Origin of the sequence: Vibrio galatheae, assembly GCF_000967545.1 — a bacterium.
Classification (GTDB): Bacteria; Pseudomonadota; Gammaproteobacteria; order Enterobacterales; family Vibrionaceae; genus Vibrio; species Vibrio galatheae.
Genome location: NZ_JXXV01000007.1, coordinates 1 through 24,030 on the forward strand (window position 1 = coordinate 1; position 24,030 = coordinate 24,030).

The window sequence follows — 24,030 nt, forward strand, 5'->3', positions numbered from 1 at the left end:
TGCCTTAACTGATCGGCATTAGGCTCAGTTGAGCCTCTTACGCTATCGATTATAGCTCTTCGCCATAGATATCAAACGAGAAGTATTTGGCCGCAATTTTGTCGTAGGTGCCGTTGGCTCGAATGGTTTTAATCGCTTGGTTGAATTTTTCAGCTAACTCTTTGTCGTTTTGACGTAAAGCGAGCGCTGTGCCTTCGCCAATATAGGCTTTATCGGTAACAGGGCTGCCAACAAATTCAAAACCTTTGCCAATTTCTTTGTCTAAAAATGCCAGAGCTAGTTGGTCGGAATTGCCAAAAGTCAGGTCCAAACGGCCATTCGTCATGTCGATGTATACTTCATCTTGGCCTGTATAACGCTTAATTTCTGCTACATCACCGAACATATCGGTCACATATCGATCGTGAATTGTACCAGTTTGAACACCGATAACCTTATCCTTAAGGCTTGCGGGTGTTAACTCGATATTGCTGTTTGCACTTGCCACAAAGCGAGCGGGTGTTTGGTAATATTTATCGGTAAATAGCACACGCTTTTTACGATCTTCAGTAATGCGCATTGACGCCATGATCACGTCAGATTTGCGTGCAAGTAAGCTCGGGATCAGTGAATCCCAACCTTGTGAAACCCAAGTACACTCTAGTTTTGCTTCACTACACAAGGCGTCAGCAATCTCAATGTCAAAGCCGACTGGTTTCCCGCTTGCATCCATATAATTGAATGGAGGATAAGTAAAATCAGACGCCAATCGAACTTCTTTCGCTAAGATTGGGGCAGATAAAAGAGCTGTGGCGCAAGCTAAGGCACTAAGCATTTTGTTCATGAGTAATATCCCTATTTTTGTTTGATGGTGTCAGGGCATCAGAAAAGTTGCAAATGATTTCACTGACTTCTTGCATACTTTTTTCTGAGCCAATGGTGATCCTTACACAGTGTTTAAGGCTAGGTTCATGACTTTGGTTGCGAGTCACGATGCCATGCTTAACTAGGTATTCAAACAGCTCGATACCTGGTTGCGTTCGAATGAGGACGAAATTGGTCGATGATGGATAGATGGTATCAATCCAGTCGATTGTGCTGAGACGTTCAATAAAGGCGTCGCGGGTTCGAATAAGAGATTGAGTATTCGCCGCAACTTGCGCTAACCCTTCGGCAGTGAGTGCTTTTAACACAATTTCAGCCGAGCTATCTGGCATTGGGTACGGCGGGACTAATTTAGCGACATATTCCATTACGCTTGTCGCCGCAATGATAAAACCGCACCGCACTGCGGCCAGACCAAATGCTTTTGATAAGGTGCGAATAACGACCAGATTTGGGTACTGATCGATGAGGTCAACGACACTCTCTGCCAGTTCAAACTCAATGTAAGCTTCATCGACCACAACCAAAGAGTGGTCTTGTGTTTGTTCAAGGACGGAGACAATATTCTCTTTCTTAAGTAGTTGACCTGTCGGGTTATTTGGTGAGCAAAGAAAGACGATATTAGCTTGGCGTGCTGCCGCAACCACGCTGTCAACATCCAGCGAGAAGTCTGGCGCTAGCAGGGGGCACTTGATGACATTGACAGACAATGATTCTGCGCAAAACTCGTACATTGCATAGGTCGGTGTGCAAATAGCAATGCTGTCGACTCCAGGCTGGCAAAATGTTCTGACCAAAAGATCAATCGCTTCATCAGCACCACGAACTGCGATAGTGGGTTGAGTCGTATCGCAGTATGCTTGATAGGCTGCGGCAATATCATGTGGTAGGAAGTCAGGGTAACGGTGCAGAGCGCTCTGATGGTCTGCAAAAAACATGGGATGTTCAAGCTCATTGGCGTTGAGCCACAATCTTCCTGAACCGCCAATACGTCTGGCTGATTGATATGGTATTAATTTTTTTATGCTCTCAGGTGCGAGTTTTTCAGCTAGTGACGCCATGTTATCTACCTTGAATGAATACTTAGTCAATCCGTTAGTGAATATCTAAGTAGTTTTTCCTAATGATTAATAATCTAGTCAATATGTGCTTTGGGTTAAATCGAAATAAAGGCATACTAGCTATGCAAAAAAATCATGGATGAAAACAATGAACGCCAGACTTCCCTCGACGAAAAATCTTCAAGCATTTCTCTCAACGGCTTACTACCTGAATTTTACCCATGCCGCTGAAGCACTTAACATGACGCAAGGTGCGATTAGCCGTCAGATTCAGTCACTTGAGGAGATCATGGGGGTTGCACTGTTTTATCGACAAGCTCGGGGGCTTTCTCTGACACCTGAAGGGGATAAGTTCGTTCCATTAGCCGAAGATATCGTCAAGCGTTTGCAAATGTCGATTCGTGAGGTCGCTGATAGCGCCAACCGAATTAAACTCAACGCCCCAAGTTGTATCACTTCTTGGCTGCTTACGCGGATAGCGAACTTTCAACAGGCATTCCCTGACGTAAATGTTGAATTGACTTCTACGACTAAGCATGAGGCCGTGCCAAACTTTGATAGTTTTGACCTAATTATCACCTATGGTAAACCGACACGAAGCAAGGCAGTAAAACAGACGGTGCTATTTGAAGAGTTACTGGCTCCTGTATGTGCCCCGGAGACTTGGCAGCACATAAAGGCGAAAGGTGTGAATGAAGAAGCGCTGCTTAGTCAATTAACTTGGTTGCACGCTAACCCAGAGCAATCCGACTGGATGCTGTGGCTGGAAAATAGTGGCTTGAAAAAATATAAAGGTAAAGCAAATCAAACATTTGCAACGCTTGATCAAGCAATGAATGCGGCTCAACAAGGATTCGGGATTGCGATTGGGGACATTACGCTCGCCGCTCAAGATCTCAAGCTGAAACGGTTACTTCAGCCGTTTGAAAAGTGCGTATCGACTGGAAATGGCTATCACTTGCTTCACTTGCATCAACAAGACAACCTTATGGTCAATCGGCTTATTGAGTGGTTGACGTTAGATAGTGGTAGCCACGGAGTTAAAACCTAATACGCTTTGATCCCATAGGGTTTGAGTTTGAGTGGTAGAACATCATCTAATTTTTCGATTTCATCGGGGTAGACTTCGATCAGGGCAAAGTTATGCTGCTGATAGAGGGCGCGGAGGGTTTGCTGCTGGTGCTCTGAAGTGGTGCCAGTGTCTGTTCCCCAATACTGTAGATAGACTTTACCTGACGGCAGATAAAAGTCGCTTAATACATCTTGTTCAATGGGTAACTGTCTGTCATAGGAGTGGACAATACCGTTCATGTATAGCCAGTTATCTATGATTAGCTCCCCTTTAGAACGGACGTAATGACCATCTAAGGTTCGGTGCTTCGCCTCGAATTTTTGCCTAAAACTAGAAAGAGACTTATCGGTTGCGTGGGTTTGCGCATCTTGACCAGAGAACTCAACTACAGACTGTTTTAGTCGCTTATTACGCGCGATTGAGTCATGCCATACGACAAACAGAGCATCGTTTTGCTTGTCTTCTCGTTGATAGCCACCCACGGTTAAACCCGAAGTCGTGACCAACCAACCATTTTCACCACGCTCAATCCAGCCAAGTTCTTGTAACAGCTGATTGACCTTTTTGGCACTGAGTGAAAAGCGTTCACCCAATTGGGTTGCGCTGAGCGTTTTTCCGCTGGTTGCTATGGTGTCGATGAGCAAATTTTCCGGCCATACGATAAATTTGCCAAACTTAGGGTGGTCGACATATTCACCGCCAAACTTGCCACCAAGTTGCGTTAGCAGCCAACCCTCTTCTGCGCGATTAATATAGCCAGCAGACTTAAGATCATTGAACAGTTGCTTTGGGTCTAAATCACGTAATTTAGCTAACGAAGTGGTCGATATTTTGTCTGACATAGGCATCTCCTTATCGAGCGCTTATTGTTCGATGTAACTCGCCACGAATCAAGGCTTTGGAACATATGTTGACAGGAAATGGGAGCCGGCGTAGGCACGAACGTATTGTTTTGTGTTGATGAGGATTAAAACAATGAGCAGCGCAAAAAGCACTGCTCACAAACGCGGTTATGATTGGGCAAAGAAGATAGCAATCGAGCGAGGTGCCACTAATACTTGTTTATGGTCGATAGTCTGGTGCAGTTCATGCGAGTCGGTATTGCAGATCATCGTCCATTCTTCTTTGTCTGTCTCTGGCATCGTAAAGCGGGCAGGCGCATTGGTTTGGTTAATGCAGTAAAACAGTTCATTGCCATCCTTGCCGATTCCCAAGTGTAAAGCGACTGAGCTTAGACGGTTCCAATCATCGTGTTCCATAAAACTGCCATCAAGGCGACGCCAGAAGATACGGTTGTCGTTGCGGTTTTCCCCACTGAAGGCACGGATAAAAGGCACCATGAATTCTTGTCTCGCCGCGACCATCTTGGCAAGCCATGTTTTGAATAAAGTCTTGTTTTCAGTCGGTTGCCAGTTTAACCAGCTTGTTTCGTTATCTTGGCAGTAGGCGTTGTTGTTGCCTTTTTGAGTATGAGAAACAACATCTGCCGTTAAAATATGTGGAATACCAAAGGCAAACAGTAAACTCGCCATAAAGTTACGCTTTTGCTTTTCACGCAGCTCAATGATGGTGTGGTTTTCAGTGTCGCCTTCGATACCATAGTTATCTGAACGGTTATCACCGTGGCCATCTCGGTTTTGCTCTCCGTTTGCCTCGTTGTGCTTATGCTTGTACGAGACGAGATCCTGCATACAAAATCCGTCATGGTAGGTGATGTAGTTGACGGTCAGCTTGTAAGGCCAATTCGCTGCACTATAGAGGTCTCGAGAGCCCATAATACGTGTCGCGAACTCTTTCAAAAATCCTTGGTCACCGCGCCAAAAACTACGCGTGATGTCGCGTAATCTGTCGTTACATTCATTCCAGCCGAAGGGGAAGTTGCCTACCTGATAGCCATTGGGGCCAATATCCCAAGGTTCTGCAATCAGTTTGACCTCACGTAATACCGGGTCTTGCGCAACCGCTTTAAAAAATCCAGCATCGGGGCTGAAATGTTCACCATGGCGTCCGAGTGTTGCAGCTAAGTCGAATCGGAAACCATCAACCTGAAACTCGCTGGCCCAATATCTGAGCGTATCCATGACTAGATTCAACGAAGGCTGATACGAGAGGTCGACCGTATTACCACAGCCAGTAAAGTTGGCGTAGTGCTCACCGTGTTTAAAATAATAACGGCTATCTAAGGCTTTTAGGTTAAATACTGGACCTTCTTCCCCGCCTTCAGCGGTGTGGTTGTACACCACGTCGAGGATCACTTCAATACCGTGACGGTGCAGCTCTCGAATTGCAGTTTTCAGTTCGGTAACCGCGTCTTTGGTCGCATAGCGTGGGTCAGGTACCATAAATAGATATGGGTTATAGCCCCAATAATTGACCTTATTCATCTTGAGTAGATGAGGCTCGTGCATACAGGCTGCGACAGGTAACAGTTGCAACGTGTTGATGTTTTGTTGTTGGTAGAAGCTGATCATGGCTTCACTGACCAATCCAAGGTAGCCACCTCGATGCTCGATTGGAACGGCGGTGTTGAGCTTTGATACGCCTTTGACGTGGGTCTCAAACAAAACCATCTCTTCTCGTGGGCGATTCGGCTTTACAATACCTTGCCAGTCAAACTTATCGCTCACAACCACACACTTAGCAAGTTGGAAACTCTTGTCTGAGTTAAACGGCACCGTGTAGTGGAGCGGCTTCTCAATCGCTTTAGCGTATGGGTCAGAAATTAAATGCGGTTTATCCTTGCGAGTCACTATGTAGCCGTACTTCTGCCCCGGCGAGATATTCTCAAGATAAGTATGCTTAATGCCCGCGTGGTCACCTTCTAAGGGGTAAGTGGAGAACTCACCGTTGTCGTTAAATAACGCCAGCTGAATATCATCTGTCTGAGGTGAATAGATTGAAAAATTACACCCTTTGTTATCAGGTGTGGCACCTAGAGGGTAAGGACGGGAGCACGTCATGATCACTACTTTACTGCAATTGTTTACTGTTTGATCTTAAGTAAATAGTTTTGCAGGTGATTGGTCAAGCACCTAAGCACAAAATTATAAATGTAATTTTATTTCAAAATTATGTCAGTGCAGCTTCAAATGGTGATCGAGTTTGCGTTTTGATCTGGTTATTTTTCTGATAACTCTAAATCTCAGCCCAAATATTGTGATTGCAGGCATAAAATTTTGTTCAAGGATGATTTCTCCTCCTTTCTCATCCCCCTTAACTATTTCTCATCTGGAGGATTCTGCTCTCCTCCTCCCTAGTTAACCTTACTGCAGTTGAAACAAACGAGGATAACGGTCTAGCCAACATCCTGTCTTACCTCTCTTTTTTGAGTCTACTTGATTTACTGCCTTTTAAGTCATCTCAGGAAGAGACAAGAAAAATATAAGAACCCTAAATGGAGTTAATAATGAAAAAAGTAAGTGTAATTGCTGCTGCAGTGGTCGCAACTTTATCAGCAGGCGCTTTTGCCGCTGCCGTTGATTTCCACGGTTATGCACGTGCTGGTGTCGGCCTTAGTGGTGAAGGTTCGCACACAACGTACGAGAAAAACAAAGTTGGTCGTTTAGGTAACGAAGACGACTTGTACGGTGAAATTGGCCTGAACGCTGAGCTATATAAAGTCGATGACGTTACTTTTAACTTGGAAACTTTAGTTGCATACGGCCAAGCGGGTAACAACAACTGGGAAGGTAACTCGAATGCTCTACGCGTAATGAATGTTCAAGCTAAAGGTCTATTTAGTGATAAAGATGCAGTCCTTTGGGCTGGTCAGCGTTACTACCAACGTAAAGACATTCACATCACTGACTTCTACTTCCTAGATACGTCTGGTGGTGCTGGTGGTGGTATCGAAAACCTATCTCTAGGTGATAACGTTAAAGCATCATTCGCAATTATGCATGATGATGGTTCTCAAAAAGTGTCAGATGGAAATGCATTTGTTTTTGATAAAGATTTGTGTACAGGTACCGGAACACCTGCAGATGACTCTTGCTACAAATCTGAAGAGCAATTCAAAGACGAAACAGTCTCAGGTTATACATTCGATGCGCGATTTGCTGGAATTAAATTAACAGACAATACCAATCTTGAGCTTGCTTTTGCATATGACTTTGCTTCTGAAGCTGAAGGTCAAAGCGTAAAATCGGATGACGGTGTGCTTGCAACTGCGGTATTCGGTACTGGTTTATCAAACGGCTTCAACCAAACGGTACTTCAATACGGCACATCATCTTACGGTAAACAGATGGCGACTTACGGCGGTGGCGGTTGGTTCAATCGCTCAGGTGATAATAACGACGCAGACGGTTTCCGTATCATTAACTGGGGTGTCACTGGTCTAGGTGATTCTTGGGAACTTGGTCACGTTGTAATGTATGCTCAAGCATCTGATACAGATAAAGGTGATATCACAGCATACAATGCTGTAATTCGTCCAATGTACAAATGGGATGAAAACATGAAGACTGTTTTTGAAGCAGGTTACTTTGCTGATGAAACTAAACTATCTGGTACAACAACTGACGCCGCAGGTTCTAAGCTAACTATTGCACAAGCATGGTCAGCAGGCTCTAGCTTCTGGGCTCGTCCTGAAATTCGAATCTACGGTTCATACTTCATGGATCATGAAGGCGATAGCTTCAAAGACAGCACTGCAGATTCTGAGTTCAGTGTTGGTATTCAAATGGAAGCTTGGTGGTAATATAGTTTCCTAATTTTATAAGTCCATAAATCTAAGCCGGCTTATAGTGAGCCGGCTTTTTTCGTCTGAAAGAGGTTCCAATGAAACATTTAGTACTGGGCTGCGCGATCAGTATTGCCCTCATGGGGTGTACTACTACCGAGACCATTGTATTTGATACAAGTGATGCATCACAAGTTGTTGAGTCGTACTCTCAGATACATTGGGTTAATGTTGAGCCTACTAAGCGGGTTAACTTCTCTATTGATGAAAATAATCAAAACTTCGAATTTCCAACAGGTGTCAGTCCTGTCGCCGCTTTTAATATTGATACACAGGGTAAAGAACTTGATTTAGAGATCATAAGCTACTTCAAGAAAACGGTTCTCTACCCGAACGCATTACTTCTAAATGAAAATAATCAGGTGCTGAAATCATTTGGAACAGAAGATTTCGAGTATAAGCATGCCTACGGCTTTGAAGGTGATCGTCTAACAACAGAAGTAACGATTCAACCCGTCGGAAAGCAGCGCGTTAAACTATTAATCTATACAACACCTGAACTGATTTCTGGTGAATCAGAGGTTCTGCACCCTGTTAAGCTTGACGCAATAGCGAGAGGTAACTACCCACCAGATGTACCTAACCCTAAAGTTCCACATTCTCAATTTGGTGAGCTGAGTATCGTCGCCAAAGTTGATAGTGCAATTGTTGTAGATGAACCAATTGCGGTCTCTAGTACCGACACTGCGCAGAAAAAATTCACAGAAGACTTGGCAGCAAAAGACCAAGCTGATGTTGGCACAGCACCTATTATTTCTACGCAAGTAAATGTTGAAAACGATCAAATAACACTTTCGTCTGAACAACAGCAGTTCTACCTCACTAGCATAGAAAATGCTGTTGAAGTCGGGATGCTGGATAAGGCTCTCGCATTACTTGAAGAAGCAAAAGCCCTTAATGTTGAAGGTGCGCAGCAAGTCTTTGTTAAGGCCGTCAACGCTAAATAAGCAGATGTTTTATCTTTTAAAAGCTCTCGGATAGGCCGAGGGCTTTTGGCATTGATTAAATAGGCTTAATAATGGGTAATGGCTCTTAGTTTTGCATGCAAAATGTTTCTTTATCAGCGACTTCGAATACACTGTTTGCTTGTTCAATTGAGTCAGGGATGATGACATGAGTTCAGTAAAACTCGGAGATTTAAGGGTGAAGCCTTCGAAAATTTTATGTGTTGGTCGCAACTATTTAGAACATATCCAAGAACTGAACAATGCCATTCCTGAACAGATGGTGGTTTTTTCTAAACCCCCTTCATCTATCACATCTCAACTCTCATCATTTCATCAAGAACGGCTTCACTATGAGGGTGAAATTTGTTTCCTCATCAAGCAAGGTGAAATCGCCGCCGTTGGCGTTGGTTTAGACTTGACTAAGCGTGAGTTGCAGTCGCGCTTAAAAGAAAAAGGTCTGCCGTGGGAAAGGGCGAAAGCATTTGATGGTTCCGCGCTCTTTAGCCGCTTTATCGCCGTCGAAGGGTTGGAGATTGAATCTTTAGAAATCGAGCTTTTTATTAATTGTGTCCGTGTGCAGAAGGGGTCGGTCAAGCAGATGATCTATTCACCAAGCGTCATCGTTGAAGAGCTCAAAAGTTACACGACCTTATGTGATGGCGATATCATCATGAGTGGAACGCCTCAAGGAGTCGGTGAAGTTCATGCTGACGATGTGTTCCTTGCTCGGTTAAAGTCAGGCGATAAAACCTTGATTGAGATCGAATGGGTCGCGAGCTAAATATTGCTTTACCTTGACCTAAGGGTAAGAGTTAACCTCCTATTGAATGTGCAATAGGAGGTTTTTTATTATGGGCTGTTGTAATCAGGCGTCTAATGGTGGAAGCAAAAGTATCGGTGTTTTAGTTAAGTGTATCGCGGTGCTGGCCGTTGTCATTCTGGTTTTAGCTGCTCTGTTTGGCTAAAGCAATTTTAAACACAGAAAGATAACCATGCTGACCAGTGTCGTTAATAAGACGTTTTTAGTTTTCCAGGCGATGACGGCCGCGAGCAAGGCGGCGACTAAATATGGGTTACTTGGTGACAACCACACCGTTTGCTGTGGCATAAAAACGATGGGTGCCCAAATTGCCGTGAGTACCGCAGGGCTCGAATATTTTAGGAGACGCTGCGTTTGTGTATTGAGGCGTAAAGGAAGGCGCGGCTCTAAAAAGAGGTAACGACTGGCGAATACCAGTACTGTCATAGCCAGAATCGAAAGCATGATCATTGTTTGCCTCCTTGTCGTGATTCAGCAAAATAACCTGCCACCATTCCAGCAACACTGGCAATCATAAGCCCAGATTCTATTCCTTTTGCATAACAAACCACGGAAGTGACTAAAGACACAACAACCGCGATGAGCACGGGTGAGGACGTTATGTTCGGGACGACAATGGCGATGAAGGTGGCGGCAACGGCAAATTCCAATCCGAGTTCATTCAACGATGGGATGTAGCTTCCGGCGACAATACCTGCCAAGGTTGCTAGGTTCCAACACACGTAAAAACTGAGTCCAGCACCTAACGCGTACCAGCGATTGAACTGTTTCTGCGATTGCTGCCCACAGAGGGCAAAAAGTTCGTCAGTCAACAGGAATCCTAATCCCAACCTCCACCTTAAAGGCAGTGGACTAATCTTATCGCGCATTGACACGCTGTAGAGAAGGTGGCGCGAGGTGATAAAGAAAATCGCTAACAGCATGGTGGCTAGTGTGGCGCCAACTTTAAACATACCAGTCGCAACCAATTGGGCAGAGCCGGCGAATAGGATCGCAGAGAGAGCTTGGCTTTCGATAACGGTTAACCCTGATTCAATGGCGAAAGAACCTGCCAGCAGTCCCCATGGAATCACTGCGATACTCAACGGCACCATTGCCAGAGTGCCTTGCCAAAAAAGCCGAGATCGGCTGAGTTGTGAGTCATTTTCGAAGGTCATAGTATTCATAATTATTGTTGTTCGTGGATTGGAAGATGAACTTATTAAGTCACGATGAAGCTATCTAAGCTTGTATAAACTTGCTCACAACTTTGAGTCGTAAGTGTTGCCGACAAACTGCTTGGGCGTGACGCCGAGCGCACGTTTAAAGTGTCTATGGAAATGGCTTTGGTCATGAAATCCGGTTTCCTGTGCGACATCAGAAATTTTCATTCCTTTGCGTAACAGTTGTTTTGCGACCCTTAACTTCGCTTGAATTTGGTAGGCGTGGGGTGGCAAGCCAAACTCTTTTTGGAAGCTACGAGTAAGATAGTATGGGCTTAGTCCTGCTAACTTAGATAAGTCTTCAAGGCTTACATCCGCTTGAGGAAAATCATCGAGAAACTCTTTAACTAGCAAAAGCTGACGCTGACTACGAGTATGAGGTTCCCAACTCTGTTTAGACTTACTGTGACGAGAGATTAACTTCACCAGAGTGCCATAAATGAGCGTTTCGCGTAGCAGTTTATTGTCGGACTGAGCTAAGGTATCAAACACCAGACGAAGTTGCTGTGCCATCTCTGGATCGTAGACAACAGGTTCTGGAAAGTAGGGGACAGAGTGTCCAGACGACAAGCCTTCCGTAAGCTGAGCAAACTGTTCAGGTAATGGGTACATGGCTTTGTATTCCCAGCCCCCTTCTGTGGCTGTCTGGCCGTTATGCACTTCATCAGCATTAACCAAAATTATGCTATCTTGTGGCGCAATATGGTTGCCACCAGTGCGATAGAAACGTTGTGCCCCTTTTTCGATAACACCTATCGTGTAGCCTTCGTGACTATGGCGAGAAAAGTTTTGATGCGTATATTTCGCATCGAGCAATTCCAACCCACCTAGCTCGCTTGCTAAACGAAAATTGGCCGACTCTTTATTGCTTTTTGCCACACGCTTTCCTTGCTTGTACCGCTCACGGAATGATCTATCAGTTTAGCTTATAGCGGACAATTATTTTTGTACAAAATTGCTCAATTTTTAGCGCCACGCAATTTATTCCACTGTGCGTTGTTATTCTAATGTGATTTCTATTTTCTGCCGATTATTGTGGATCTGTTTTCTATGTCAGATTAAAATTCTGCGCTTTGTGTGTTTGCTGAAATTATAATAATGATCGATATTTCTGTGCTGCCTGTTTATTTGACGGCGGTTGTTGCGCTTCTCCTGTTACCTGGACCAGATATGCTGCTTATCGCCAGCTCAAGTATGAGCTATGGCCGCCGAGTGGGTGTTTTTGCTAGTTTAGGTAACGCCACTTCAGGGATTATTCTTACTCTATTTGCTGCTGCGGGCGTGTCTGCGCTGATTGCCATGAGCCCAATCGCGCTAAAAGTGTTGCACTTACTTGGCGGTGCTTACCTGCTTAAAATGGGCTGGGATTGTCTGCGAGCAAGTGCCGCTATCGCTCCCGAGCTGGATGGGAGCAATAAAGTTGCCACGACCTTTTACCAACGCGCGTTGGTTAGCAATTTACTCAACCCAAAAGCTTTGGTCTTTTTTGTCATGTTTTTGCCGCAATTCGTGTCTAGCAATATTAGTGCAACTTCCGGTGAGCAAATGTTGGCTCTGGGGCTGCTATTGAACGTGTTGGGATTGCTGTTCAATTTTGTTCTTGTTGCCTTAGTAGGGATATTAGGTAAGCCTCTGTTAGAAAAAGAAAACTTCCGAAATTACCAGCATAAGTTTATGGGAGCGATATTTGTCGTGCTCGCCATTTGGATGCTAAGCTCATTTGCGAGCTAACGGAATGTAAAACAGGTCAGCGTTTGCTGGCCTTTTTTGTACCTGTACAGAAACAAGGAAGTAACAATGAATGTCCAATTTGTGCTAAACCCACCGAAAAATATTAGAGATGTTATTTATAACGGTTTGAAAACGTTCAATATGAAGCACTTTCCTGACCAAGACGTTCAAAGTCTCGCCTGTTATATAGAAGATGAAGATGGCAACTTTGCTGGTGGACTGACGGGTGAGATCTTTACTAATACCCTATTTGTCGAGTTCTTATGGGTCAATGAAAATGAAAGGAATTCGGGGATAGGATCGGTATTGATGGCTCGCCTAGAAGAGGAAGCTAGAGAGTTTGGTGTGACAGATTTATATCTTGATACTTATAGTTTTCAAGCGCCGGGCTTCTACGCCAAGCTGGGTTTTACTGAAGTTGGGCGTTACTCGGGTTTTCCGACCCAAGGTGTGGATAAGATTTTTCTGCAAAAGAGCATTGGTTAATGCGCTAAAGTTCTATATCAGACAATGCCCCTACGTTTATCTCTCACTAATCCTGATTGAAAAACACAACTAAACTGCCGCCCTTGAAGGCGCTTCCATAATTGAAGGTCAGCCCTAAGCCGATGTTATCGATGAAGCCGATATCAAAAGGAGGAGTCATTAACCAACCTAGAGAGGCTTCATAGTAGGAGGAGGTGCCTAAGTTGTGTTCTACATCGCTGCCCACATCGACCCGCCTGATCGTGCTGTAGATTGATTGGGTCGAACTTCCGATTCGGTTGAAATCGTACACTGCGGTTGCACTATTAACTAAATACCAGCCTTCGGGATTACCAGGATCACCATCATTGGCCTCTCCCCAGCCATAGCCATAAAAATAGTGTCCACTGGATGACAACTTCCATTTTCCCCAAGACTCTTTCTGTCGATAATTTACGCGGATATGTGGTTCGTAGACATTGGCCCACGCTGACGTGTTAAAAAGCAAACCATCTAACACAGGTTGAAATTGTCGACCTGTGTTGCTGTTATAGGTCATTGAATTTTGATAGTGCATCAAATGAGTACCGAAACCGGGCTCAATCGACCAATTTTCATCCAATACATGCTCATAGCGATATGCGATGTACATATCTAGAATGACTTGGCTCAAATCGTCATCTCGATCCTCGCCGGGCCAGCGTATAGTATCCTCAGTCGTTAATCCGGAAAAGCGAACCAGAAGTGAATGAGTATTTGTATCTTGTTCGTCATTAAGGCGAAATGACATTGGTATTGTGGTAATGCCGTATTTTTTTCGATTCTCAACTGAGTCGTAGGTGCCTAAATTTTCATTCTCAGTATTGAACAAGTTGTTTGGGTTGAAATCAGCGAATCCTACGGTAAAGACGTCACTGTCACTCATGACTATGGTGTAAGCGAAACTTTGCTCAAGGAAATTACTAATAACGTCAAAGCTCTGCGCCATGACATTGCCAACATAGAGTAAAGGCAGTGTATATAACCATCTTCCTTGCGTCCTTCTTGCCACTCGCCGTTCCTATTAGTTATTTTCTGTATTAATGTTACAAGGATTGATTTGATATGCAATCGATGAGTGACATGTTTAGCGAGCACACTCCCAAATTAGAGCGATACCCTATTTGGAAGTGAGCGACTGCTTACTTTGGGCTATATATCTACAGCAGACTATGTTGGTGCTCTGAGATAAGCATCCCCATCAATTCTGACGCTTTATCAAAAACTTGAGCAAATGTATCTGAATCGGTGAATTTCTCGATTACTTCGTAATAGCATTTGAGTTTAGGTTCAGTTCCAGAAGGTCTCACAATCACTCGGGCGCCACACGATAGGTGGTAAATCAAGACATCACTTGCAGGAAGCTCGATGGTTTCTGTTGTGCCATCGGCAAAAGTTTTAATACCCGATTTAAGATCCTCAGATATGACCACTGTACTGCCAGCGATCATGGTGGGTGGATTGGCTCTGAGCTTATTACCCATCGGAGGTGATTTTGGATCGAGAGCAATACTGCGCTGAGCATTGAGATAGAGACCATGTTGGCGATAGATGGACTCTAAACGATCCCAAATTGTTTTGCCTTGGCTTTTGAGCTCGGCGGTCAATTGGGCAAAAGCAACCAGTGCAGATAGACCATCTTTGTCCCAAACTTTGTTGCCGACCGTGTAGCCAAGCGCTTCTTCATACGCAAAGAGGAACTGTTGGTCATCGCTGAGTTTTTGCATTGCCACGTTGGTGAGCCATTTAAAACCTGTCAGTGTTTGGTAGTATGTTGCTCCGTGCGCTTGGGCTATTTTATTTAACAACGTAGACGAGACAATGGTATTGCCCACAAGCTGTTTATTCGCTTCGGTCTTTGACAGCAGATAATCGCCAAACAAAGTGCCTACTTGGTCACCAGTTAACATTTGGTAGTCACCATCAGGTTTGCGAACAGCAACGGCGAAGCGATCGGCGTCGGGATCATTGGCACAAGCGATATCGGCATTATGCTGTTTTGCCAATGCCACCACCATATCCATCGCTCCTGCTTCTTCAGGATTGGGAAAGTTGACCGTCGGAAAGGTTCCATCTGGCTGACTTTGCTCGGCCACACTGAAGAAGTGGTTGAACCCAGCATCTTTGAGTAATGTCTGCGCCATTTGCGCTCCAACACCATGCATGGCGGTGTACGCAATCGTAATGCCATCGGGTTCAGTATGATTGCCAAGTAAAGGATTGGTGTTCATGGCTTGGCGGTAGGTTTGGTAGTAATCCTCTCGCAACCAGATAAGTAAGTTGTGTGTTTCTGCATCACTGAGTGACATCAATGGGATTGGTTTCGTCGCAGCGAGATCGATTTCTCTGGCAATACCAGAATCGTGTGGTGGGATTATTTGTGCGCCATTTTCCCAATAGACTTTAAAGCCGTTGTATTCTGGCGGATTGTGGCTTGCCGTGACCACCACGGCGGCCGCTGCGTTAAAGTGCCTGACGCCAAATGCGACAATTGGGGTTGCGGCGACTGCATGGGTGAGGAATACCTTAATACCCAACGAGGTGAGCACAGATGCAGTGTCATGAGCAAATTGCTTCGAATCCGTACGACCATCGTAACCGATGACCACGCCACGTGTTTTAGCGTCATTGACTTGTTTGATTAGGTAATGGCCAAGGCCCGTTGCTGTTTCTTGTATCACCAATCGGTTCATGCGGTTGGGGCCACATCCAACTTTGCCGCGCAGCCCGGCTGTGCCAAATTCTAAGCGTTGGCTAAACCGCTCTTCCAGTTCTATCATCGCTTGTTTATCGATTAGGTGTTGCAGTTCTTCTCTCGTTTTTGGGTCAGGATCTTTTTCCAACCAGTTCGTAACTTGTTCCATCATGATGTTTACCTTCTTCATGCCAAAGCAGATGCTTAATTTAAGTCTATGTTATTTGCCCGATTTATCCCGATTTTAATTGATATTAATTCTCATTATCTGGATGGCAATCGTTAAACTTATACGCGATTTATTTGGTCATCATTTCTAGTTGTACTTTCTTGCACAAATGAAAAACGCCAACTAACGTTTATTAACATAAATATAACAAATTACATGAAATTTACGGGTTATAAGGAATTTTCCAAGTCCAAAGGCTGATTGGTACTTTCTTGCAGATAAACGCTTGTGCACAGAAGAGTACCAGCATCACGGTTGATGACTCTGGCAGAGGAGAGGTCTTTTGAAAAGTTTACAGTTGGTGCTAAGGCAATTGAGTCGAGTGCTGTTGGTTTGCTTCACCGCTTCGGCGTATGCACAAGAGAGCGCCTTCAACATGACTCAAGGTGTAACTAATATCAGCGAGCAAGTTTACGACCTGCATATGTTGATATTCTACATTTGTTGCGCCATCGCCATTGTCGTGTTTGGCGTCATGTTCTACTCGATGTATCACCATCGAAAATCTAAAGGCGCGGTGGCTGCGCATTTTCATGAAAGTACCAAAGTTGAGGTGATATGGACGGTCATTCCCATCGTCATATTGGTGTTAATGGCCATTCCTGCCACCAAAACTCTGGTTGCAATGGAGGATACCTCTCAATCGGATCTCACCGTAAAAATTACCGGCTCACAATGGAAGTGGCACTACAGCTACTTTGGTGAAGAGGTTGAATTCTTTAGCTTGCTGGCGACCAGTCAAAAAGCGATCGATGGTATTGAAGAGAAGGGCGCGCACTACCTTCTCGAAGTTGACAACCCGCTAGTGCTACCAATCAATCGTAAAATTCGTTTCTTGATGACTTCTGACGATGTTATCCACTCGTGGTGGGTGCCTGACTTTGCGGTCAAGAAAGATACCATTCCAGGTTTTATCAATGAAACATGGACTCGAATTGATAAGCCAGGCGTTTACCGAGGACAGTGTGCTGAGTTGTGTGGCCGCGCACATGGATTTATGCCGATAGTCGTTCATGCCATGGAAGAGGATCAATATGAGCAGTGGCTGGTGGCGAAAAAGGCCGAAATTGCTCAGGCCAAGCAAGAGGCCGCTGCGTCTCTCACAGCTTCTCTATCAATGGAAGAGCTGGTTGAAATTGGCGAGAAAGTGTACCTCGAACGTTGTTCAGTATGTCACCAAGTGAATGGCGCCGGGATCCCGGGGGCGTTTCCAGCCATTACGGGTAGCAAAGTCGCAACGGGTGATAAAAACGAGCACATTAATGTTGTCGTCAACGGCCGAGCAGGCACCGCGATGCAATCTTTCGCTAACCAGTTGACGGATAGGGAGATAGCTGCCGTGTTGACCTATCAACGTAATGCACTTGGCAACAGCGTCGGTGACTCTGTTCAAGCGGCCGATGTGAACCAGTTCAAGGCGTCTAAGGAGGGACAATGAAAACGTCCAAACCTGATTCGATAGTAGAAGATAAAACTAAGTCAGCACCGATAACCGATGCGGAGATCAGTCGTGCAAATAGCACAATTACTGTTGAGTCTGACGATCATGAACACCACGCAGCGCCGAAAGGCATTACGCGCTGGCTTTATTCGACCAACCATAAGGACATTGGGACGCTTTACCTTTGGTTTAGCTTCATCATGTTTTTGACCGGCGGTGCGATGGCAATGATCATCCGTGCTGAGCTGTTTCAACCCGGTTTGCAATTAGTCAAACCTGAGTTTTTTAATCAAATGACAACCGTTCACGGTTTAGTCATGGTGTTTGGTGCCGTGATGCCCGCTTTTACTGGTTTAGCGAACTGGATGATCCCTATGATGATCGGCGCGCCAGATATGGCATTACCAAGGATGAATAACCTGAGCTTCTGGATATTACCTTTCGCGTTTGCCATCTTAATTGCATCTTTATTTACCGAGGGTGGGGGGCCTAATTTCGGCTGGACTTTCTATGCGCCTCTGTCAACGACTTATGGGCCAGATAGTACAGCTCTATTTGTATTCTCGGTGCATATCATGGGTATCAGCTCAATTATGGGCGCCATCAACGTAATCGTCACGATCGTCAATATGCGTGCGCCGGGGATGACGTGGTTTAAGATGCCGATGTTTGTTTGGACCTGGTTGATTACGGCTTTCTTGCTTATTGCAGTGATGCCCGTTTTAGCCGGAGCGGTCACCATGGTGTTAACTGATAAATACTTTGGGACGTCGTTCTTTGATGCAGCCGGAGGCGGGGATCCTGTGATGTTCCAGCATATTTTCTGGTTCTTTGGTCACCCTGAAGTGTACATTATGATATTGCCGTCGTTTGGTATTATTTCGGCGATAATTCCTGCATTTAGCGGCAAGAAACTATTTGGCTATCACTCTATGGTTTATGCCACCTGTAGTATTGCTTTGCTCTCATTCTTAGTATGGGCGCACCATATGTTTACTACCGGTATGCCTGTTTTCGCCGAGTTATTCTTTATGTACTGCACCATGTTGATAGCAGTGCCGACAGGGGTGAAAGTATTTAACTGGGTTGCGACCATGTGGCGCGGAGCAATGACGTTTGAGACGCCGATGTTGTTTGCGATAGCTTTCATCATTTTATTTACCATTGGTGGTTTCTCTGGATTGATGCTCGCGATTGTTCCGGCAGACTTCCAGTACCACGATACGTATTTTGTGGTGGCACATTTCCACTACGTATTAGTTTCTGGTGCTGTATTCTCGATCATGGCCGCCGCCTACTATTGGTTACCTAAATGGACGGGGCACATGTATGACCACAAGTTGAGCTTGTGGCACTTCTGGTGTTCGATTATTTCGGTCAACGTGCTGTTCTTCCCGATGCACTTCTTGGGCCTAGCGGGCATGCCAAGACGTATTCCGGACTACGCCATTCAGTTCGCGGATGTCAACCAAATCGTCTCTATCGGTGGTTTTGCCTTTGGTTTGTCACAGCTGATTTTCCTATGGGTGGTGATTAAATGTATCCGGGGTGGGGTTGAAGCGCCGGCCAAACCTTGGGAACGCGCCGAAGGACTTGAATGGACAGTCCCGAGCCCTGCGCCGCATCATACCTTCTCTACGCCACCCAAAGTGGATTAGGAGTTGAGTTATGAACGTGCAAGCAAAGTCGAATCGAAAGCTGATAGTTAAGCTATGTGCAGCCGTCGTGGCAATGTTCGGTTTTGGTTTTGCACTGGTGCCACTGTATGACGTGATGTGTGACGCATTAGGAATCAACGGTAAAACCAACAGTGAGTCTGCGCTACAGCCACAAGGTATGGTTCCTGACACATCACGTCTTATTCGCGTAGAGTTTATGGCTCACAATCACCACGCGATGCCTTGGTCGTTTGTTCCTGCTCAAACATCAATGGATGTACACCCCGGACAGGTTATTCAGACCTATTACCATGCCGAGAATTTGTCATCTCACGATATCGTCGGGCAAGCGGTACCTTCAGTATCTCCAGGCTTAGGCGCGACTTACTTCAATAAAATCGAGTGTTTCTGCTTCACTCAGCAACCCTTGCGATCAAACGCTAAAGCAGACATGCCGCTGATTTTTTATATCGAACCGGACATTCCAGATTCGATTCAAACACTGACGTTGTCGTACACCCTATATGACATTACGGACAAAACGACCTCATCTGAGTTCGTCAATGTTTCATCCTCCAATGATGGGACTTCTCAAGGAGCAACACCATGAGTTCAAAACATCAACCCTATTATGTTCCCGCACAAAGTAGTTGGCCGATCGTCGGGGCGGTATCGCTGTTTTTAATCGCTGTCGGTGCCGGTCTGACGGTGCAGAATATGGCTGAAGGCGGTGATGGCAGTGTATTTGGCCGACTGGTTTTACTGGCTGGCTTCCTTTTCCTGCTTTATATGTTTGCAGGTTGGTTTAGCAGTGTAATTAGTGAGTCCATGAGTGGGAAGTACTCTGCGCAGCTATCGCGTTCTTTTAGGCAAGGTATGAGTTGGTTCATCTTCTCAGAAATCATGTTCTTTGGCGCGTTTTTTGGTGCGCTTTTTTATGCGCGAATGATCTCGGTACCTTGGTTAGGTGGGGCAGGTAATAATGCCATGACACACGAGGTGATTTGGCCGACGTTTGAGGCATTATGGCCGCTTACCACTACGCCTAACGGGGAAACGACGACAGCGATGTCTTGGCAGGGCATCCCCTTGATCAATACGATTATTCTTCTTACTTCTTCGATCACATTGCATTTCGCTCATGTCAGTCTTGAACAGAACAAGCGTATGGCACTGATTGTGTGGTTAGAGATCACGATAGTGCTTGCGTGCTTCTTCTTGTATTACCAAGGTGTTGAATATGCTCACGCGTATCATGAACTTGATCTGACGCTTCAATCTGGGGTGTATGGCAACACTTTCTTCCTATTGACGGGCTTCCACGGCATGCACGTGCTGCTCGGTACGACCTTCTTGAGTGTCCTTTTATTTAGAGTGGCAAAAGATCACTTTACGCCTAAAGACCATTTTGGATTTCAAGCGGGCAGCTGGTATTGGCACTTCGTTGATGTCGTCTGGTTGTGTTTGTTTGTTTTTGTCTATGTGCTTTAAGGTTGGTTCGTTGGTCAGTAGGGGCGGGAGTTGGGGTCGATAAAGCCACTAAGTAGTGCGGCAATCAATAAAATAACGGCTAATGCAGAAAGGAAAACACGACGACCCAAGTAAAAACTCATTGGCTTGTCTTGATGAGGGTTCTCCGACTCAGAATCTTCGTCAGCGTCTGGCCCTTTAACCATCTCAAACATCGCTCTACCGAGGTTGAAAATAATGAAGAGTAGCAGCAGCACCAAAACAAGTTTGAAGATGAATACCATGGATAGATCCTTTTTTTCACCGATGAAAACGATCAGATTTGTGGTTGTTTGTCTAATAACTGTGGTTGCCTTTTCAATTTTGATCAACTTGGGGTTATGGCAATTATCGAGATCGGAAGAAAAAAAGGATATAGAACAAAGCGTTATTGAACGATCGCAACTCACACCGCTTCGCTTGTCTCAATTGACCGCGGATAGGCTAAGTAATCCGACAGGGTTTCTGGTGCGGCTAGAAGTGGCGCCGATCAAGGATAGATACTTACTGTTGGATAACCAAAACTTTAACGGCAAGGTTGGCTACCTTGCTCTGCAACTGATGGAGAATGAAGATCAACAACGGGTTCTAGTCGAAAGAGGATTCGTGCCGGCGCTGAGTGTTCGCGATACGTTGCCTCAAGTGGATTGGTTGTCTGAGCCAATGAGTTTAGAAGGAAGGCTTTATCGCAAGTCAGTGAACCCGCTGAGTCATGATCTTCATTTAGAGCCGGGAGCGATAGGCCGAATACAAAATCTCAACTTCGCTCAGTTGGAACAACAGTGGGGAGTCGATATCGAACCTTTCATTGTGCAACCTATCGTCAAGTCATGGCCATACAGCCAACCTTGGCAACCAGTTTCGATGAACTCAGAAAAGCATCTTGGTTACGCAGTGCAATGGTTCTCGATGGCCGCAGTTTTAGCGCTGATAAGTTTAATGCTGCTAATTCGAACCTTAAAACAGGGAGGAAGAGATGATTAATCCAGTCTATCGCGGAAGGATAATTTTTATCGGTCTGGTGGTGATGTTCGCTCTGCCTGCCATCATGGCCAAAACGGTGTTGAGCCAACACTGGTATCAATCTGGTGTTACCAATCAAGGCGAACTCATTGAACCCTTCACCACGTTTGATTCGTTGGGCTTAGACAATCCGTTTCAACAAAAACAGTGGCAGCTTGGCTATGTGATACCTAGTGATTGTGACTACTTTTGCCAGCAGCAAATCTATTTGCTCGGTCAGAGTTACATCGCACTTGGCAAATACCAAGAGCGGGTGAAACCCGTGCTCATTTCAATTCCTCAAAGTGACAGTGCTGCGTCAGGGCAAGCAAATTATGCTCATATGACGGCGAATGACGGCTTTTCTCAAGTGGTTGACCAATATGAATTTGTTATCGTTGATCCCTTAGGGCAACTGGTTATGCGTTATCCCAAAGTCGACTCAGAAGCCGAGCTCGTGTCACAAAGCAAGGGATTACTCGCGGATCTACGCAAGTTACTGAAGTTGTCTAGAGTTGGCTAACAGCAGGGAGTGCTGATATGAAGTTGATAAACCTCGTACGCTTGAGTCTTGTTTTAACCTTTATTGTGATCATGCTAGGTGCATATACTCGCTTAGCTGATGCGGGTTTAGGTTGCCCCGACTGGCCTGGTTGTTATGGGCATTTGACAGTCCCCAATGAGCATCATGAGATTGCACTGGCTCGTTCTCTTTATCCAACACTGACAGTCGAAGCGCACAAAGCCTGGCTTGAAATGATCCATCGATATTTTGCGGGTTCATTGGGGCTTGTCGTGTTTTCTATTAGCATTCTTGGTATCAAAACCCGTCAACTGTCTATGCTGCTTGCCGGCGGCCTTACTGGCGTCGTGATCTTTCAAGCGCTACTTGGTATGTGGACGGTAACAATGAAACTGATGCCCATTGTTGTGATGGGACATCTGCTCGGTGGTTTTACGCTGTTTAGTTTGCTGGCACTGACACACTGGGTGCTACAGTCCAAGCAAAGAATAATTGATCTCGAAGCTGTTTCAACTAAGTCAGGGCTAAGAATACTCGCTGGTATCACGTTGTTGGTTGTTATTATGCAAATAGCACTTGGCGGCTGGACATCTTCAAACTATGCGGCATTAATGTGCACCTCCTTGCCGATTTGCCAAGGAGATTGGAGTGCCCATCTCGATTTTGCCCGCGCATTTGATTTTATCCAACCTAAACAAGACAGTTATGAGTTTGGCACCCTAGACTATGGTCCCAGAATGACGATACATGTCACTCATAGGCTTGGCGCGGTGCTGGTGACTCTGTTTGTCTCAAGCTTAGCTTATCGATTATTTAAAGAGAAAAATCCAATCTTCACTACTACAGCCAAATGGTTATTGGTGATGCTTGCCGTACAGATTGCGCTGGGGGTTGGCAATGTCATCTTGAGTCTGCCGCTGGTTGTGGCGGTAGCACATAACCTAGGGGCGGCAATCTTGCTGATGGTGGTTTTAAGGGCCAACTATCTGATTTGGCACACCAGCCAGCAGACGATAGTCGAACCTACCTTATTCACTAAGGAGAGTGCCCATGAGTAAAACGTTAACAGTAGCGGCGCAAGAAAAAGCGCTTTGGCGCAGCTATCTGTCGCTAACCAAACCTAAAGTGGTGGCTCTCATGCTGCTAACTGCTGTGGTCGGGATGTGCCTAGCCGTTCCTGGTACGTTGCCTGTGCAAAATACGGTACTTGGATTAGTCGGTATTGGTTTAATGGCAGGGTCGGCTGCAGCATTCAATCATCTAATTGATCAACGTATTGATGCCATAATGGCTAGAACCTATAAACGGCCGCTTCCATCTGGGGAAATTAAAGCGAGTCATGTGTTTGGCTTTGCCGTTACGATTGGCGCCGTTGGGTTTACGATCCTATATTTCGGCGTTAATGGACTTACTGCATGGTTGACCTTCGCCAGTTTACTCGGTTATGCCGTGGTTTATACCATGTACTTAAAGCGTGCCACGCCTCAGAACATTGTGATTGCTGGTATTGCAGGAGCGATGCCTCCGCTATTGGGTTGGACAGCCGTTAGCGGAGAGCTACACGCGAATGCTTGGTTGTTAGTGATGATTATCTTTATTTGGACACCACCCCATTTTTGGGCGCTGGCGATTCATCGTAAAGATGACTATGCAAAAGCGGACATCCCCATGTTGCCTGTTACACATGGAGTCGAGTACACCAAAACCTCTATTCTTCTTTACACCATTTTGCTCGCGCTGGTTTGCTTGTTACCAGCATTGGTTGGTATGGCAGGCACTCTCTATTGGATTGGATCAACGATTCTCAGTTTTGGCTTTATCGCGCATGCGTGGAAACTTAAGTTTAATGCACAAGAGAAGTCGGCAATCGAGACGTTCAAGTTTTCTATTTATCATTTGATGTTTCTATTTTTGCTACTGTTAGCAGATCACTATTTGCTCGTTTAACTTTTGAAACAGGGTGTGACAGCGCTTTTGTATATGGTCAAAATGACTGTAATTAAATTTTTACACTTCGTGTAAAATGTA

The 24,030-nt window shown here is 45.3% G+C and carries 24 protein-coding genes; 14 read left to right on the forward strand and 10 right to left on the reverse strand.

Translation table 11 applies throughout. The features are described from left to right. Positions 1–49: 49 nt before the first annotated feature. Both TW81_RS02755 and hisC read right to left on the reverse strand, forming a co-directional pair. Entirely contained in the window at positions 50–823 is a 774-nt protein-coding gene (locus tag TW81_RS02755) for an ABC transporter substrate-binding protein (RefSeq protein ID WP_045954209.1), read from the reverse strand. Continuing rightward, positions 807–1,925 carry a histidinol-phosphate transaminase gene (hisC, locus tag TW81_RS02760; RefSeq protein ID WP_045954210.1) on the reverse strand — a complete coding sequence of 373 codons (1,119 nt, stop codon included), beginning with the start codon at positions 1,923–1,925 and terminating at the stop codon, positions 807–809. Before hisC ends, TW81_RS02755 begins: the two co-directional genes overlap by 17 nt. 148 nt (positions 1,926–2,073) lie before the next feature. Here hisC and TW81_RS02765 point away from each other — a divergent pair, with 148 nt between their 5' ends. Then, on the forward strand, positions 2,074–2,976 hold the full coding sequence (locus tag TW81_RS02765) for a LysR substrate-binding domain-containing protein (RefSeq protein WP_045954211.1): 903 nt from the start codon (positions 2,074–2,076) through the stop codon (positions 2,974–2,976). Here TW81_RS02765 and TW81_RS02770 read toward each other — a convergent pair. Then, positions 2,973–3,839 (reverse strand): glycerol kinase, encoded by an 867-nt coding sequence (locus TW81_RS02770; RefSeq protein WP_045954212.1) that lies wholly within the window; start codon positions 3,837–3,839, stop codon positions 2,973–2,975. The genes TW81_RS02765 and TW81_RS02770 overlap by 4 nt on opposite strands. A gap of 168 nt (positions 3,840–4,007) precedes the next feature. Continuing rightward, positions 4,008–5,957 carry a glycogen debranching protein GlgX gene (gene glgX / locus TW81_RS02775; RefSeq protein ID WP_045954213.1) on the reverse strand — a complete coding sequence of 650 codons (1,950 nt, stop codon included), beginning with the start codon at positions 5,955–5,957 and terminating at the stop codon, positions 4,008–4,010. 446 nt (positions 5,958–6,403) lie between these two features. Between glgX and lamB the strand changes: the two genes are divergently transcribed. The 3 genes from lamB (at position 6,404) to TW81_RS02790 (ending at position 9,469) form a co-directional block, all read left to right on the forward strand. After that, positions 6,404–7,699, forward strand: coding sequence for a maltoporin LamB (gene lamB / locus TW81_RS02780; RefSeq protein WP_045954214.1), 1,296 nt, complete (start codon positions 6,404–6,406; stop codon positions 7,697–7,699). An 80-nt stretch (positions 7,700–7,779) separates the two neighbouring features. Further along, positions 7,780–8,688, forward strand: coding sequence for a MalM family protein (locus tag TW81_RS02785; protein WP_045954215.1), 909 nt, complete (start codon positions 7,780–7,782; stop codon positions 8,686–8,688). Between the two features lie 166 nt (positions 8,689–8,854). Next, on the forward strand, positions 8,855–9,469 hold the full coding sequence (locus TW81_RS02790) for a fumarylacetoacetate hydrolase family protein (RefSeq protein WP_045954216.1): 615 nt from the start codon (positions 8,855–8,857) through the stop codon (positions 9,467–9,469). Between the two features lie 180 nt (positions 9,470–9,649). On the opposite strand, the gene TW81_RS02795 is transcribed toward TW81_RS02790, so the two are convergent. The 3 genes from TW81_RS02795 to TW81_RS02805 all read right to left on the reverse strand — a co-directional run bounded on the left by TW81_RS02795 (position 9,650) and on the right by TW81_RS02805 (position 11,589). Then, entirely contained in the window at positions 9,650–9,958 is a 309-nt protein-coding gene (locus TW81_RS02795; protein WP_045954217.1) for an AzlD domain-containing protein, read from the reverse strand. Further along, positions 9,955–10,674, reverse strand: coding sequence for an AzlC family ABC transporter permease (locus TW81_RS02800; RefSeq protein ID WP_045954218.1), 720 nt, complete (start codon positions 10,672–10,674; stop codon positions 9,955–9,957). The genes TW81_RS02795 and TW81_RS02800 overlap by 4 nt, the downstream gene beginning before the upstream one ends. Before the next feature lie 75 nt (positions 10,675–10,749). Next, positions 10,750–11,589, reverse strand: a complete 840-nt coding sequence (locus tag TW81_RS02805; protein ID WP_045954219.1) for an AraC family transcriptional regulator — start codon at positions 11,587–11,589, stop codon at positions 10,750–10,752. A 219-nt stretch (positions 11,590–11,808) separates the two neighbouring features. Here TW81_RS02805 and TW81_RS02810 point away from each other — a divergent pair, with 219 nt between their 5' ends. Beyond that, positions 11,809–12,441 carry a LysE family translocator gene (locus TW81_RS02810; protein ID WP_045954220.1) on the forward strand — a complete coding sequence of 211 codons (633 nt, stop codon included), beginning with the start codon at positions 11,809–11,811 and terminating at the stop codon, positions 12,439–12,441. A gap of 66 nt (positions 12,442–12,507) precedes the next feature. Beyond that, complete coding sequence (locus TW81_RS02815) at positions 12,508–12,927, forward strand: GNAT family N-acetyltransferase (RefSeq protein WP_045954221.1); 420 nt, start codon at positions 12,508–12,510, stop codon at positions 12,925–12,927. Positions 12,928–12,973: 46 nt separating this feature from the next. On the opposite strand, the gene TW81_RS02820 is transcribed toward TW81_RS02815, so the two are convergent. Then, complete coding sequence (locus TW81_RS02820; protein WP_275041433.1) at positions 12,974–13,921, reverse strand: Solitary outer membrane autotransporter beta-barrel domain; 948 nt, start codon at positions 13,919–13,921, stop codon at positions 12,974–12,976. Between the two features lie 184 nt (positions 13,922–14,105). Then, the gene (locus TW81_RS02825) at positions 14,106–15,812 is read right to left on the reverse strand and encodes a phospho-sugar mutase (protein WP_045954223.1); all 1,707 of its coding nucleotides are present in this window, start codon (positions 15,810–15,812) and stop codon (positions 14,106–14,108) included. Positions 15,813–16,182: 370 nt separating this feature from the next. Between TW81_RS02825 and coxB the strand changes: the two genes are divergently transcribed. The 4 genes from coxB to TW81_RS02845 are packed head-to-tail and all read left to right on the forward strand — an operon-like array spanning position 16,183 to position 20,459. Further along, entirely contained in the window at positions 16,183–17,307 is a 1,125-nt protein-coding gene (coxB, locus tag TW81_RS02830; RefSeq protein ID WP_420835054.1) for a cytochrome c oxidase subunit II, read from the forward strand. Next, positions 17,304–18,968, forward strand: coding sequence for a cytochrome c oxidase subunit I (ctaD, locus tag TW81_RS02835; RefSeq protein ID WP_045954225.1), 1,665 nt, complete (start codon positions 17,304–17,306; stop codon positions 18,966–18,968). Before coxB ends, ctaD begins: the two co-directional genes overlap by 4 nt. 10 nt (positions 18,969–18,978) lie before the next feature. Then, on the forward strand, positions 18,979–19,578 hold the full coding sequence (locus TW81_RS02840; protein WP_045954226.1) for a cytochrome c oxidase assembly protein: 600 nt from the start codon (positions 18,979–18,981) through the stop codon (positions 19,576–19,578). Next, complete coding sequence (locus TW81_RS02845; RefSeq protein WP_045954227.1) at positions 19,575–20,459, forward strand: cytochrome c oxidase subunit 3; 885 nt, start codon at positions 19,575–19,577, stop codon at positions 20,457–20,459. The genes TW81_RS02840 and TW81_RS02845 overlap by 4 nt, the downstream gene beginning before the upstream one ends. A gap of 14 nt (positions 20,460–20,473) precedes the next feature. On the opposite strand, the gene TW81_RS02850 is transcribed toward TW81_RS02845, so the two are convergent. Continuing rightward, positions 20,474–20,722 carry a DUF2909 family protein gene (locus TW81_RS02850; protein WP_045954228.1) on the reverse strand — a complete coding sequence of 83 codons (249 nt, stop codon included), beginning with the start codon at positions 20,720–20,722 and terminating at the stop codon, positions 20,474–20,476. Between TW81_RS02850 and TW81_RS02855 the strand changes: the two genes are divergently transcribed. The 4 genes from TW81_RS02855 to cyoE are packed head-to-tail and all read left to right on the forward strand — an operon-like array spanning position 20,721 to position 23,949. Further along, positions 20,721–21,461: an SURF1 family protein gene (locus TW81_RS02855; protein WP_045954427.1), complete on the forward strand. Its 741-nt coding sequence runs from the start codon at positions 20,721–20,723 to the stop codon at positions 21,459–21,461. The genes TW81_RS02850 and TW81_RS02855 overlap by 2 nt on opposite strands. Continuing rightward, a complete protein-coding gene (locus TW81_RS02860; RefSeq protein ID WP_045954229.1) occupies positions 21,454–22,002 on the forward strand; it encodes a hypothetical protein in 549 nt (182 codons plus the stop codon). Before TW81_RS02855 ends, TW81_RS02860 begins: the two co-directional genes overlap by 8 nt. Before the next feature lie 17 nt (positions 22,003–22,019). Further along, positions 22,020–23,060 carry a COX15/CtaA family protein gene (locus TW81_RS02865; RefSeq protein WP_045954230.1) on the forward strand — a complete coding sequence of 347 codons (1,041 nt, stop codon included), beginning with the start codon at positions 22,020–22,022 and terminating at the stop codon, positions 23,058–23,060. Then, positions 23,053–23,949, forward strand: a complete 897-nt coding sequence (cyoE, locus tag TW81_RS02870; protein ID WP_045954231.1) for a heme o synthase — start codon at positions 23,053–23,055, stop codon at positions 23,947–23,949. The genes TW81_RS02865 and cyoE overlap by 8 nt, the downstream gene beginning before the upstream one ends. The last annotated feature ends 81 nt before the right edge of the window (positions 23,950–24,030 follow it).